Origin of the sequence: Frigoribacterium sp. Leaf186 (genome assembly GCF_001423905.1) — a bacterium.
Lineage (GTDB): Bacteria > Actinomycetota > Actinomycetes > Actinomycetales > Microbacteriaceae > Frigoribacterium.
Genome location: NZ_LMPQ01000010.1, coordinates 482,453 through 495,795, shown reverse-complemented (window position 1 = coordinate 495,795; position 13,343 = coordinate 482,453). Strand labels below are relative to the sequence as shown.

Here is a 13,343-nt window from a genome sequence, read left to right as displayed (position 1 = left end):
CGACTTGTTTCACGATCGACCATTTGTGAACAACTCGTTTCAGAAGGCTTATCGGGACGAGGCGTCCACTCGCTACTGTGCTGGGCATGGCGATCTCCGAGGCGACCCCCGCACCCCCGTCAGGCCCCGTTCCCGCGACCCCGATCCTGCAACCGCTGCCCTCGGGCGACGGCGACGGCGAAGGCCGCCACAAGGGTGACCGGGGCGTCCCCTACCTGCCGGCGACGCTCGAGACGACCTTCTGGGGGCGCCTGCCGTGTGCCGGCGACGAGCCCGTGCTGACGATCGAACCGGGCACCGCCGTCGTCATCGACACCCTCAGCCACGAGGGCGTGCTCGACGACCAGGGGCGTGACCCGCGGGCCTTCTTCGCCCGCCACGGGGTGCCCGCCGAGCACGTGCTCGACGACGCCGTCGAGCTGGCTGCGGCGAGCGACGCCGTGCACGGTCGCGACGCGACGGCCGACGGCCCCCACGTCGTCACGGGGCCCATCGCCGTGCGCGGGGCGCAGCCCGGCGACCTCGTCACCATGACGCTGCTCGACGCCACGCCGCGCGTGCCGTACGGCGTCATCTCGAACCGTCACGGCCGCGGCGCCCTGGCCGGCGAGTACCCGCTCGAGGCGGGCCCGGTCAGCGTGTTCGCGGCCGTCGACCACGACCCCGACGGGTCGCTGGTCGGCACCCTGCCGCTCGTGCCGGGTGGCGACCACACGGTGAGGTTCCCCCTGCACCCCTTCCTCGGCATCATGGGCGTGGCCGTCGCGGGCGACGAACGCCCGCACTCGGTGCCGCCGGGGTCGCACGGCGGCAACGTCGACATCGCCCTGCTGACCGAGGGCGCGTCGCTGCACCTGCCGGTCCAGGTGCCCGGCGCCCTCGCCTACGTCGGCGATCCGCACTTCGCCCAGGGCGACGGCGAGGTCGCCCTCACCGCGATGGAGGCCAGCCTCCGCGTCACGGTCCGCTTCGACCTCGTGCCCCGCGCCGAGGCCGTCGCGCTGTTCGGCGAGATCGCCGGTCCGCTCGCCGAGACCGCCGAGATGCTCGTGCCGACCGGTCTCGACGAAGACCTCGACGAGGCGGTGCGAGCCTGCGTGCGGGCGGCCATCGACCTGCTCGAGGCCCGCTACGGCATGGACCGCAGTATCGCCTACGCGTACCTCTCGGCCGCGACCGACTTCGACATCTCGCAGGTCGTCGACCTGGTCAAGGGCGTGCACGCCCGCATCCGCAAGGCGGACTTCGGTGGCTGAGGCGGCCGGCCCCGAGGAGGCGCGGGTCGCTCCGGGCACCGTCCCCACGTCCGTCGAGGGCGACCTGCCCGACGGGCTCCTCGCCGCGTTCGACGCCTACGAACGCGCGCTCGGCGCCGACGACCAGGCGGCGCTCGCCGCAGCCTTCGAGCCGACCGCCACCGTCCTGCGTGCCGACGCCGGGGGCCTGCTGGTCGGGCACGAGGCGATCACGGCGTTCCGCGGCAGACGCGGCTCCGGGCCCGTCCGTCGCGTGGTCGAACGGCACGTCCGGGTGGTCGATGCCGACACGGCACTCATCGTGTCCGTCAACGCTCCCACCGGTGGTGGGCGAGGGGTCGTCACGCAGCTCTGGCGGCGTGCGCCGGGCGTCGGCTCGGGGGGTGCTCGACCGTGGCGCGTCGCGTCCGCGCAGGTGCAGGCACCACCGCCGGCCGTCGACCGGCGGGTGTGGCGGGTCGTGGGCGAGCCGCTGGTCGCCGGGCGGCGAGAGGCGGGGGCGACCCCCGCCGCGCCTCCTGCGGGGTCGGGATCGGGGCCCGGGCTCGCCGGGCCGTCCGGGCCGTCCGGGGCGACCGGAGCGGTCGGGGGTGCCGACGGCGGCGGACCCGATGCGTCGTCCGTCGGCACGCTCGCGGGCGAGACCGTCGCCGTGAAGGACCTCTTCGCCGTCGCGGGGCACGCGATCGGTGCCGGGGTGCCCGCCCGGCTGCACGACGCCCCCGTCGAGCCCCGCCACGCGGCCGCGGTGCGGCACCTGCTCGACGCGGGGGCCGACCTGCGCGGCATCGCCCAGACCGACGAGTTCGCGTACAGCATCGCCGGGCGCAACTCCGCCTACGGCACCCCACCCAACCCGGCCGTTCCCGGGGCGATCTCAGGGGGCTCGACCAGCGGTCCGGCGACGGCGGTCGCCCTCGGGCAGGCCAGCATCGGCCTCGGCACCGACACCGGCGGGTCGCTCCGGGTCCCGGCGTCGTACCAGGGCCTCTGGGGCATCCGGACGACCCACGGGGCCGTCGACCGCACCGGGCTGCTGCCCCTCGCTCCGACCTTCGACACGATCGGCTGGCTGACCCGAGACGTCGACACCCTCCGTCGGGCGGCGGGGGCGTCGCTGCCCGCGGCCGACCAGGTGTCGGTCGAGCCGTCGTACGTGGTCGACCCGACCCTGCTCGCCTCGGTCGCCCCCGAGGTGCGGGTCGAGTTCGGGCGGACTCTGGACGAGGCGACCGCGGCGGGCCGGGTCGAGCGTCCCGGTCAGGTGCAGCTGGGCGACGTCGCGCAGCTGTTCGAGCTGTTCCGCGTGCTGCAGGCGTTCGAGGCCTGGCAGTCCGACGGCGACTGGATCACCGCGCATCCCGGCGAACTGGCCCCCGACGTGGCGTCCCGGTTCGCGTTCGGTTCGACGATCACGTCGCAGCAGGCCGAGGAGGCGCGGGTCGCGTTGGGGCACGAGCGTCGCCGTCTCGAGGCCCTCCTCGACGGGCGGGTGCTGCTGCTGCCGAGCGCGTCGTCGGCTGCTCCGTCGCTCGGCGCGACCGCGGCCGAGGTCGACGCCGTCCGCTCGGCGACGCTCGGCCTGACGTGCATCGCGGGAGTCCTCGGTGCTCCCGCCGTCTCGGCCCCCGTCCTCGAGGTGCCGCTCGCCTCCGGGCGCCATGCACCCGTCGGGCTGTGCCTCGTGGGGCCGCGGGGCACCGACCTGGGGCTGCTGGGTCTGGCGGCGTCGTGGGCGACGTGACCCGCGCCTCCTCGGCCACGGGCGCGACCCGGTCGACAGGTCGACTCGTTCACCTGCCTGAAACACGGGTTGCGTAGGGTGGGTCAGGTGAAACGAGTCTTCCAGCCGATCGATCCGCCCGCCCGCCTGCTGATGGGCCCCGGCCCGATCAACGCCGACCCGCGCGTGCTGCGAGCGATGTCGGCCCAACTCGTCGGTCAGTACGACCCCGCCATGACCGCCTACATGGACGAGACGCAGGCCCTCTACCGCGAGGTGTTCCAGACCACGAACCAGCAGACGCTGCTCGTCGACGGCACCTCGCGTGCCGGCATCGAGGCGTCGCTCGTGTCGCTCATCGAGCCCGGTGACAAGGTGCTCGTGCCGGTCTTCGGGCGGTTCGGCCACCTGCTGCGCGAGATCGCCGAGCGCTGCGGTGCCGAGGTCCACGTCATCGAGGTGCCCTGGGGCCAGGTCTTCACGCTCGAGACGATCGCTCGTGCCATCGAACAGGTGCAGCCCAAGCTGCTCGCGGTCGTGCACGGCGACACCTCGACCACCGTCGCCCAACCGCTCGAGGGCCTGGGCGAGGTCTGCGCCCGCCACGGCGTGCTGTTCTACACCGACGTCACCGCCTCGATCGTCGGCAACGCGTTCCGCACCGACGAGCTCGGTCTCGACGCCGTCAGCGCCGGCCTGCAGAAGTGCCTCGGTGGCCCCTCGGGCTCGTCACCGGTCACCTACAGCGAGCGGGCCGTCGAGGTCATCCGGGCCCGCACGTCGATCGAGGCCGGCATCCGCGGCGACGGCGACACGACCAGCGCGCACCGCATCGCCTCGAACTACTTCGACCTCGCGATGATCTTCGACTACTGGGGCCCGCAGCGCCTCAACCACCACACCGAGGCGACCACCATGCTCTGGGGTGCCCGGGAGTGCGCCCGCGTCGTGGTCGACGAGGGCCTCGACGCCGCGGTCGCCCGGCACGAGCTGCACGGCCGGGCGATGCTCGCCGGCGTGCAGGGGCTCGGGCTCGAGACCTTCGGCGACCTCGAGCACAAGATGAACAACGTGGTCGCCGTGGTGATCCCCGACGGGGTCGACGGCGACCGGGTGCGCGGGGCCATGCTCGCCGACTTCGGCATCGAGATCGGCACGTCGTTCGGCCCGCTGCACGGCAGGGTCTGGCGCATCGGCACGATGGGCTACAACGCTCGGCGCGACACCGTGCTCACGACGCTCGCCGCGCTCGAGGCCGTCCTGCGGCGCGAGGGCGCCCCGATCACCGGCGGAGGCGGCGTCGGCGGGGCGTACGACGTGTACCTCGACGTCGATCGCGGCCTCGACGGAGGCGCGGCGTGAGCTCCGAGGCCCGTCTCGTCCTCGAGCGCTGTGACGCCCTCGCGGCGGTCTCGAGCAGCGCGACCGGCATCGAGCGCGTCTACCTCTCGCCCGAGCACGCCCGGGTGAACGCGATGGCCGGCGAGTGGATGCAGCAGGCCGGCATGACGACCTGGCAGGACGCCGCCGGCAACCAGCGGGGTCGCTACGAGGGCACCGAGCCCGGGCAGCCCGCCCTGCTGCTCGGCTCTCACCTCGACACGGTGCCCGACGCCGGTCGCTACGACGGCATCCTCGGCGTGCTGCTCGGCATCGCCCTGGTCGGCCGTCTCCACGCCGCCGGCACCCGCCTGCCGTTCGCGATCGAGGTGCTGGCGTTCGGCGACGAAGAGGGCACCCGGTTCGGCACCGCCCTGCTCGGTTCGCGTGCCGTCGCCGGCACCTGGCTGCCCGAGTGGTGGTCCCTGGTCGACGCCGGCGGCACGACGTTGCGCGACGCCTTCCGCGCGTTCGGCCTCGACCCCGAGCGGGTGGCCGACGCCGCGTACGACCCGTCCGACGTCGTGGGCTACCTCGAGACGCACATCGAGCAGGGGCCGTACCTCGAAGAGGCCGACCGCGCCCTCGCCGTCGTCTCGTCGATCGCCGGCGCTCGCCGTTTCGAGCTGACGTTGACCGGCGTGGCCGGTCACGCCGGCGGGGTGCCGTTCCACCGCAGGCACGACGCCCTCGCCGGGGCGAGCGAGATCGTCCTCGCCGTCGAGCGCCTGGCCCGCGAGGCCGACTGCGTCGCGACCGTCGGCCGGTTGCAGGCGTTCCCCGGCGGGGTCAACGTCATCCCCGGGCTCGTCGAGTTCAGCCTCGACCTCCGCGGCGAGCACGACGACCGTCGAGACGAGGTCTGGGCCGGCATCCAGGCCGTCGCCGCCGAGGTCGGCGAGCGTCGTGGCCTGACCTTCGCCGTCGACGAGACCCACCGGGCGCCGGCCGTGGTGGCCTCGCCGCGCCTCCGTGGTTTCGTCCGCGAGGGCGTCGTCGCCACCGGAGACACCGACCCGATGGTCCTGTTCTCGAAGGCCGGGCACGACGCCATGGCCGTCGCCGAGCTGACCGGGTGGGCCATGCTGTTCGTCCGGTGCGGCAACGGCGGCATCAGCCACCACCCCGACGAGATCGTCACCCTCGCCGACGTGGCCGTCGCGCTCGACGCCTTCGAGGCCGCGGTCCACGCGGTCGCCGCGGGGCACCCGGTCGCGACGCGGGCCTCGGCGTGAGCGATCCCGTCGTTCCGACCGGCGACGACCTCGCCGACGAGGTCGGGGCAGGAGGCGCGGGTGCGGTCGAGGGGGCCGGCATCCGTGACCGCATCGACTCGGGCTACGGCCGGCTCTCGCCGCAGGAGCAGCGCGCGGCGGACTTCATCCTCGACCACCTCGACGACCTCGCCGTCTACACGGCGACCGAGATCGCCGAGCAGAGCGGCGTCTCGAAGGCGACGGTCTCGCGGCTCTTCCGGCGGCTCGGCTTCAGCGACGCCCAAGAGGTGCGCGACCAGGCGCGGGCGTCTCGCAGCCGGGGGGTGCCGGTCGGGCCGACCCGCGCCTCCGGCGGTCTCGCCGAGCACGCCGAGGCCGAACGCCGCAACCTCGACGCCCTGCTCGCAGGGCTGGCCGACGGCCGCCTCGAGCGCGCGGCCTCACTCGTGGCGGCGGCCGACCGCGTCGTCGTCGCCGGGTTCCGCAACAGCTACCCGGTCGCCCTGCACCTGCGGCAGCAGCTCGTCCAGGCACGCGACGACGTGCGGGTGGCGCCCCAGCCCGGGCAGTCCATCGGTGAAGAGCTGGTCGGCCTGGGCTCGGGCGACGTCGTCGTGCTCGTGGGCTTCCGACGTCGGCCGGCCGGGTTCGCCGGCGTGCTGTCGGCGCTGGCCGCCCGGGGCGTCCCGGTGGTGCTCGTCGCCGACCCGTCGCTGCGGGGCGTCGACGTGACCGTGCGGCTCGACTGCCCCGTCGAGACGCCGGCCCCGTTCGACAGCTACGCCAGCGCGATGAGCCTGGCCGCCCTGCTCGCCGGGGCGGTGCTGACCGAGACCGTCCGCGCGGGTCGGCCCGAGGGGGGCCGCAGCCGCGTGGCCGAGGTCACCGAGCTCTACGCCGAACTGAGCGAGCTCGAGTAGGTCGGGGGCGCCGGGTCGGCTTCGACCGCCGGTCGCCAGGCCTGCGGAACGAGTGAAGCCCGCGACTGCAGCAACAGTCGCGGGCTTCGGTCGGCCTCCGAGTAGAAGACCAGGGATGCGCACACGCATCCCGAGCTGAACACTCGGGACCAGTGTCATCAGGTCCGCCTGATCATGCATCTCTGGCGCTTCCGTTGCGCATCCGTCACCGGTGGCGCGACCGACCGGCACCCTGTCGGCCGGTGGACCGCCGTGCGCCGCCGGACGTCAGCGCAGCAGCGCCGGGCCGTGGCCGGGCAGGACGACCCGCGCGCGGTGCTCGACGAGGCGGCCGTAGGTGCGGCCGGCCTCGGCGAGGTCGTCGTGGAAGATCGGGTGCAGCATCTGGACGCCCTCGAGCCGCGAGGTCGGGTGGCCGGTCACGAGAGCGTCACCGGTGATCAGCACGTCGTCGTCGGGCAGGGCGAACACGGTGTGCCCGGGGGTGTGGCCGACGGCGGCGGTGGGCACCACCCGGTGGCCGCTGAACGTCCGTGGCGTGCCCGGGACGAGCGGCACGACGTCGGCCACGCCGACGTCACCCAGGCCACCGGCCCGCACCGCGTGCAGCACCCACCGGGCGAAGCGCGGCTTGTACAGGTGCGGCAGCACGTCACCGACCGTGACCTGGTGCAGCTCGTCACGCGTCACGTTCGGCACCTCGGCCGGAGCGGCGAGGACGTCGAACTCGTGTCGCCGACGCAGGGCCGTCACCGTCCCGATGTGGTCGCTGTGGCCGTGCGTCACCAGCACCGACGTCAGACGGGGCAGCTCGGGGCCCGAGCCCGCCGCCACGGAGCGCAGCGACGCCTCGACCAGCTCGAGGTCGGCCGGGTACCCCGCGTCGACCAGGGTCAGCGTGCCGTCGCCCGACAGGATCGTCCAGTTCGACGCGGGCCCCTCGACGAAGTGCACCCCGGGCGCGACCTCGACCGGTGCGACGGTCACGCGCCCCACGGTGCGACCCCGTGGACGGCGCCGGTCACGACGCCACCCCGGCGTCGGGGCGCACGAGCAGTCGGGCAGGAGGCGCGCTCGGCCCCGCCAGCCGGCCGCCCACCCAGGTCGCCGCGACCTCGCCGAACAGGCGGGCGTCGTCGTACGCAGTCACGGGGTTGCGGTGCGAGAGGTCGTCGACGTCGATCGTCACCGGCGTCTCGGGGGCGAACGCCACGAGGTCGGCGTCGGCCCCGACGGCGATGCGGCCCTTGGCGGGCAGCCCGACGAGGGCGGCCGTGCCCCGCGACATCCAGCCCACGACCGTCTCGAGGGCGATGCCCCGCTGCCGTGCCCCGGTCCAGACCGCGCGGAAGCTCAGCTCGAGGCCCGAGATGCCGCCCCAGGCGACGTCGAAGTCGCCGTGTGCGCCGTCGGTGCCGCCGGCGAACTTGAGCTCGCGGGTCGAGGGGGAGTGGTCGCTCGCCACGACGTCGATCGTGCCGTCGACCAGCGCCTGCCAGAGCAGTTCGCGGTTCGCCTCGCCCCGGATCGGCGGGCAGCACTTGAACTGCGTCGCCCCGTCGCCGATGTGTTCGGCGTCGAAGGTCAGGTAGTGCGGGCAGGTCTCGACCGTCAGCCTCAGCCCCTCGGCCTTCGCGGCCCGGATGGTGTCGAGGGCGGTCGCCGACGACAGGTGCAGCACGTGTGCCCGCCCGCCGGTCGCACGCAGGGCGTCGACCACGTGCTCGATCGCGGTGCGCTCGACCACGTCGGGGCGCGAGCGGACGAAGGCGTCGTACGCCGCGCCTCCGGCGGGTGCTCCGGACGATGCGGCGCCCGCCGCGGCGTCGAGCCCGTCGGGGTCTTCGGCGTGGACGATCAGCAGGCCGTCGAACTCGGCCAGCTCGGCCATCGCCTCGTGCAGCTGCGCGGTCGTGAGGTGGGGGAACTCGTCGACGCCGGACGGCGACAGGAAGGCCTTGAAGCCGAAGACCCCGGCCTCGTGCAGCGCCCGCAGGTCGCCCGTGCCGAGGTTGGCCGGGATCGCCCCACCCCAGAACCCGACGTCGACGACCGACTGCGGGCCCGCGGCGGACCGCTTCTGCTCGAGGGCGTCGACCGTCGTCGTCGGCGGGATGCTGTTGAGCGGCATGTCGACGATGGTCGTCACCCCGCCGGCGGCAGCGGCTCGGGTGGCGGTGGCGAAGCCCTCCCACTCGGTGCGGCCGGGCTCGTTGACGTGCACGTGGCTGTCGACGACGCCCGGCAGCAGCACCTGCTCGTCGGGCAGGGTCACGTCGACGGTCGCGGACACGTCGTCGCCGAGGTCGCCGATCGACACGACCCGGCCGTCACGGACGACGACGCTCGCCTCGCGCCACCCGCCGTCGACGAGTGCGCGGCGGGCCCGGACGACGAGGTCCGCTCGCGTGCCGTCAGCCACGAGCGGCACCGTTCGCCTCGCTGGTCGCCGGGCGCGCCTCCCGGGTCTCGGCGTCCGCGGCGGCGGCGGCTGCCGCCTCGCGGGCCTCGAGCTCTTTCCTCCGCTCGCGCAGCAGGTGGCCGGTGAGGGCGACCAGCAGCGTCAGACCGCCGGCGACGCCCATGCCGACGCCGATGTGCACCTGCAGCAGCAGCGCACCGACCCCCGCGCCGGCGAGGATCAGCACCACGGCGAGCACCCTCCGCGGGAAGTTCTTGCCCGTGCCCCCGGCGAGCTTCGACTCGGACGCCAGGCCGACGATCGTCGACGTGACCACGACGGTCGTGACGTCGGCGACGGCGATCTTGCGGGCCGCGGCCGCCTGCAGGCCCATGGCCGCACCGAGCAGGCCGGTGATCGTGAACGCCCACGGCGTGTTCTCTTCGGGCACGAAGTAGAAGGTCGAGACGCCGAGCCCCAGCAGCACGCCGCCGGTCACGCCGAACGAGGTCGTGCTGCGACCCGACCAGCCGGCCCGGCCGCCACGCAGCACCCGCCCGCCGATCGCGGCCCCGAGCAAGAAGGCGGCGAGGGCGACGATCGGACCGACGATGGGCAGCCCGTCGGCCTGCGCGATGGCCATGCCGAGGATGACCACGTTGCCGGTCATGTTGGCCGTGAACACCCGGTCGAGGCCGAGGTAGCCGACGGCATCGATGATGCCGGTCGTGAACGTCAGCGTCAGCATCATCACGAGGTGCATGCGCGCCTGGTCGCGGCGGAACTTCTTCACAAGGGTCCTCTGGTGCTCGGCGCCGCGGCAGGCACGGCGGGGAGGGCGACCACGGCGGCGTCGGCGTGTCTGGTCTGCCGTCGATCGTATGGTCGCGACGCCGCCCGGCGCGAACACCGTGCCGAAAGTGTGGAGAGACGGAGGCGCGGGCCGGCTGTGGAGGGACGGTCCGATCCGGCCACCCCGTGCACCGGCGGTCGACTATTTGCCTAGGCAGGGGGTCAACGCCGGACGAAGGGGTGGCGCGGGGCGTCAGGAGGCGCGGCGCGGGGCGTCAGGACGGGCGGCGGTCGACGACGAGGGTGTCGGCGAGCCCGGCGGTGGCGTCGGCGGCGACCGTGCCGGTGCGGGCGAAGTCGGCCCAGACCTGACGCACCTTGCGGCCGCGGCGTTCGACGTCGTCCCAGTCGGTGGTGCCGATCAGGCGGGTGTGCCCCCAGGCCTCGCGGCCGCCGAGCAGCAGCGGCAGCTCGGTGATGTGGGCGGCGCCGAAGGTCGTGCCCTCGGGCTCCCAGGTGAACCGGAACGTCGAGACGCGGCCGCCGGCGGCCCGGTGCCGCTCGGCGAAGGCCCGCCCGGCCCGGTGGTAGACGGCCTTCGTCGTCGCGTCGATCAGCACGCGGCGGATCGCGCGGCCGACCAGGGGCAGGGAGAACGCCCGCTGCAGCGGGGGCGAGAACTCGGCGAACACCGCCGTCTCGTCGGTCGTCGAGCCGATCAGGAGGTCGATCTCGGGGGCGACGTCGCGCCACGCGTCGTCGGCGTCCGACTCGGCCGGCAGGGGAGCCCGGCCGTACTGCACGCCGAACGCCATGCCGCCGCGCAGGCCGAACCGCTTGGCCGCCCGTTCGGCCACGGGCTGCCCGGCGAGCACCTCGTCGATCGGGGCGTCCGTGCGGGGCGTCCCCACCGCCTCCGTCATCGCCGCGATCATCCGGGTGCGCCCGCGCACGATGCCGAGCGGGGCGCTCTGCACGATGGCCCGGGCGAACAGGCCCCTGGCGCCCTCGCTGATCATGAGGTGGGCGATCGCGTCGCCGCCCGCCGACTGGCCGAACAGCGTGATGCGAGACGAGTCGCCGCCGAACGCCTCGATCGTGTCGTGCACCCAGCGCACGGCCGCGAGCTGGTCGAGCAGGCCGAGGTTGGCGGGCACCGCGCCGCCGTCGCCGAAGAAGCCGAGCATGCCCAACCGGTAGGTCACGGTCACGACGACCACGCGCTGCTCGGCGACGAGTGCCCGGGGGTCGTAGACCCGCAGGTCGCCCGCCCCCGAGACGTACGAGCCACCGTGGATCCACACCATCACCGGCACGCGCTCGTCGGCCGGCAGGTCGGCGGGCAGGGTGATCGAGAGGCGCTGGCAGTGCTCGTCGTCGACCATGCCGACCGCGGCGCCCTCGATCAGGGCGTCGAGCCCCGGGGCGGGCAGCTGCGGTGACGCGGGCGCCCGGTCGAACGCGAGCAGCGGCGACGACCACGGCGCGACCGGCCGCGGCGGCTCGAACCGGCTCGCCTCGGCGTAGGGCACGCCCAGCACGCGCACGACGTCGCCGTCGACCCGGCCGACGACGCGGCCCGAGGGGGTGTCGAACTCGCGGCGTGCGGCACGCTCGTCGGTGTCGACGACGGGCTCGCCCGGGGTGGTCGGGGTGCTGGCGGTCGAGCGGGGAGCGTCCTGGGTCACCCGACCCATCGTGGCCCGCGTCGCCCGTCTAGGCTCGCGGCATGAGCGCCGACACCCCTCCCGCCCCCGGGCCGTACCGTCACTTCAAGGGCGGTCGCTACGAGGTGCTCGGCACGGCCCGCCACAGCGAGACCGACGAGTCGCTCGTCGTCTACCGCGCCCTGTACGGCGAGCAGGGCCTCTGGGTGCGTCCGCTTGCCGCCTGGTCAGAACGGGTCACCCGCGACGGGTACGACGGCCCGAGGTTCGCGCCCGAGGCCTGACTCCGGCCGGTCCGCACGCCGGCCCGCGGCCGTCGGGCGTCCTGCCCGACACCCCGAGCCCGGGAGGCGCGAGGCGGGTCAGCGAAGTCACAGCCGGTTGATAGCCGCGCGGCCGGACACTCGGCTCATGAAGTTCTCACGTCGCTCCCAGCGCACCCAGGGTGCAGCCACAGACGGGAGCGCCCCGGACGACGCGACCCGCACCCCCGACCGCACCGTGCCCGCCTCACCCGCGCCCACCGCGCCCACCGCGGCCGCGCCCGCGCCCGCCGCCCCCGCCACGACCGGTGCCGTCCCCGCCGACCCGGCCCGCGCCTCCTTGCCCCCCGGCATGCTCGTCGCGGGCGCCTGGGCCTGGCGGCTGCTCGCGGTGGCGGCGGCGCTCGCCGTGCTGTTCTGGCTGATCGCGACGCTCGAGGAGATCGTCGTCCCGCTGCTGATCGCGATCCTCGTGTCGGCGTTCCTCGTGCCGGTCGCCGGCTTCTTGCACCGGCACCGGTGGCCGCGCTGGCTGGCGATCGTGGCGGCGTTGCTGGCCGGGGTCGTCGTCGTGGGCGGGCTCGTGCTGCTCGCGGTGACCCAGATCCGTGCCGGCCTGCCGCAGATCGAGAAGCAGTCGGTCGCCCAGTACGACCAGCTGACGACGCTGCTGCAGGGGCCGCCCTTCCAGTTGACGAACGCCGACGTCGACGGCTACCTGAAGGACGCCCAGGACGCGTTGCAGACCGAGAGCAAGGCGATCCTCAGCGGTGTGCTGTCGATCGGGACGGCGGCCGGGCACCTGCTCGCAGGCGGGCTGTTGACGCTGTTCGCCACGATCTTCCTGATGATCGACGGTCGGGGGGTGTGGGCCTGGACCGTCCGGCTCTTCCCGAAGGCGGCCCGACCGGCGGTCGACGGCGCCGGTCAGGCCGGCTGGCACACTCTGACCTCGTTCGTGCGCGTGCAGATCGTCGTCGCCGCCGTCAACGCCGTCGGCATCGGCCTGATCGCGGCCTTCCTCGGCCTGCCGCTCGCCGTGCCGATCGCGATCCTGGTGTTCTTGGCGTCGTTCATCCCGGTGGTGGGTGCCATCGTCACCGGCGCCCTCGCCGTCGTCGTCGCCCTGGTCTTCGCCGGGCCGTTGCAGGCCGTCATCATGCTGGCCGGCGTGCTCGTCGTCCACCTGCTCGAGGCGCACGTGCTGCAGCCGCTCGTCATGGGCTCGGCCGTGCGCGTGCACCCGCTCGCCGTGGTCTTCGCGGTGGCGGGCGGATCGTACGTCGCGGGCATCCCCGGAGCGCTGTTCGCCGTGCCGACGGTGGCCGTGCTCAACGTGATGGTGAAGCACGTCGCGACCGGGGCGTGGCGTCGCTCCCGGGTCGCGGACGACGTCGCCGCCGGGGCGTCGGGGACGACGTGATCGCGGGCGGCTGACCGGCGCGACCCGCGCCTCCTTCGCTCGGATGAGGGAGGCGCGGGTCGATGTCATCCGCTCGGCTGATGCGCCGGACTACGTGGTTCGACACCGGATTGTGTGCTCCTACTCAGGAAGTCTCTGCATACTCGTCACTTCGCCCGGGCGCGTGCGCCCCTCCCGACCGAGTCACGCTCGGCCGAGCAGCAGCGGCGGACGAGTCGGGGCCCCACGGCCCCGCGAGACCGACACCGACCTGTCACGGCCCCTCGCCCCCGTTGCGTGGAACCCGGCCGCCCCGCGTGCC

11 protein-coding genes are annotated in these 13,343 nt (G+C 74.3%); 7 read left to right on the top strand and 4 right to left on the bottom strand.

Features of this window, described 5'->3' with window-relative positions:
- Nucleotides 1-86 precede the first annotated feature (86 nt).
- From ASG05_RS09060 to ASG05_RS09040, 5 genes are all read left to right on the top strand, one after another.
- Nucleotides 87-1,256, top strand: a complete 1,170-nt coding sequence (locus ASG05_RS09060; RefSeq protein ID WP_082486579.1) for an acetamidase/formamidase family protein — start codon at nucleotides 87-89, stop codon at nucleotides 1,254-1,256.
- Nucleotides 1,249-3,000: an AtzH-like domain-containing protein gene (locus tag ASG05_RS09055; RefSeq protein ID WP_056259945.1), complete on the top strand. Its 1,752-nt coding sequence runs from the start codon at nucleotides 1,249-1,251 to the stop codon at nucleotides 2,998-3,000. Before ASG05_RS09060 ends, ASG05_RS09055 begins: the two co-directional genes overlap by 8 nt.
- A gap of 132 nt (nucleotides 3,001-3,132) precedes the next feature.
- Nucleotides 3,133-4,341, top strand: coding sequence for an alanine--glyoxylate aminotransferase family protein (locus tag ASG05_RS09050; RefSeq protein WP_056260777.1), 1,209 nt, complete (start codon nucleotides 3,133-3,135; stop codon nucleotides 4,339-4,341).
- The gene (locus tag ASG05_RS09045) at nucleotides 4,338-5,594 is read left to right on the top strand and encodes an allantoate amidohydrolase (RefSeq protein WP_056259943.1); all 1,257 of its coding nucleotides are present in this window, start codon (nucleotides 4,338-4,340) and stop codon (nucleotides 5,592-5,594) included. The genes ASG05_RS09050 and ASG05_RS09045 overlap by 4 nt, the downstream gene beginning before the upstream one ends.
- Complete coding sequence (locus ASG05_RS09040) at nucleotides 5,591-6,496, top strand: MurR/RpiR family transcriptional regulator (RefSeq protein WP_235491449.1); 906 nt, start codon at nucleotides 5,591-5,593, stop codon at nucleotides 6,494-6,496. The genes ASG05_RS09045 and ASG05_RS09040 overlap by 4 nt, the downstream gene beginning before the upstream one ends.
- A gap of 267 nt (nucleotides 6,497-6,763) precedes the next feature.
- Here the strand turns inward: ASG05_RS09040 and ASG05_RS09035 are convergent, their stop codons facing one another.
- The 4 genes from ASG05_RS09035 to ASG05_RS09020 all read right to left on the bottom strand — a co-directional run bounded on the left by ASG05_RS09035 (nucleotide 6,764) and on the right by ASG05_RS09020 (nucleotide 11,377).
- Nucleotides 6,764-7,483, bottom strand: coding sequence for an MBL fold metallo-hydrolase (locus ASG05_RS09035; RefSeq protein WP_056259941.1), 720 nt, complete (start codon nucleotides 7,481-7,483; stop codon nucleotides 6,764-6,766).
- Between the two features lie 34 nt (nucleotides 7,484-7,517).
- On the bottom strand, nucleotides 7,518-8,918 hold the full coding sequence (allB, locus tag ASG05_RS09030) for an allantoinase AllB (RefSeq protein WP_056260773.1): 1,401 nt from the start codon (nucleotides 8,916-8,918) through the stop codon (nucleotides 7,518-7,520).
- The gene (locus ASG05_RS09025) at nucleotides 8,911-9,690 is read right to left on the bottom strand and encodes a DUF1275 family protein (protein WP_235491448.1); all 780 of its coding nucleotides are present in this window, start codon (nucleotides 9,688-9,690) and stop codon (nucleotides 8,911-8,913) included. Before ASG05_RS09025 ends, allB begins: the two co-directional genes overlap by 8 nt.
- A 274-nt stretch (nucleotides 9,691-9,964) precedes the next feature.
- Complete coding sequence (locus ASG05_RS09020) at nucleotides 9,965-11,377, bottom strand: carboxylesterase family protein (protein ID WP_235491447.1); 1,413 nt, start codon at nucleotides 11,375-11,377, stop codon at nucleotides 9,965-9,967.
- A gap of 41 nt (nucleotides 11,378-11,418) precedes the next feature.
- On the opposite strand from ASG05_RS09020, the gene ASG05_RS09015 reads away from it, so the two are divergent.
- Nucleotides 11,419-11,640, top strand: a complete 222-nt coding sequence (locus ASG05_RS09015) for a DUF1653 domain-containing protein (protein WP_056259939.1) — start codon at nucleotides 11,419-11,421, stop codon at nucleotides 11,638-11,640.
- A 127-nt stretch (nucleotides 11,641-11,767) separates the two neighbouring features.
- Nucleotides 11,768-13,042: an AI-2E family transporter gene (locus ASG05_RS09010; protein WP_082486577.1), complete on the top strand. Its 1,275-nt coding sequence runs from the start codon at nucleotides 11,768-11,770 to the stop codon at nucleotides 13,040-13,042.
- Nucleotides 13,043-13,343: the final 301 nt, after the last annotated feature.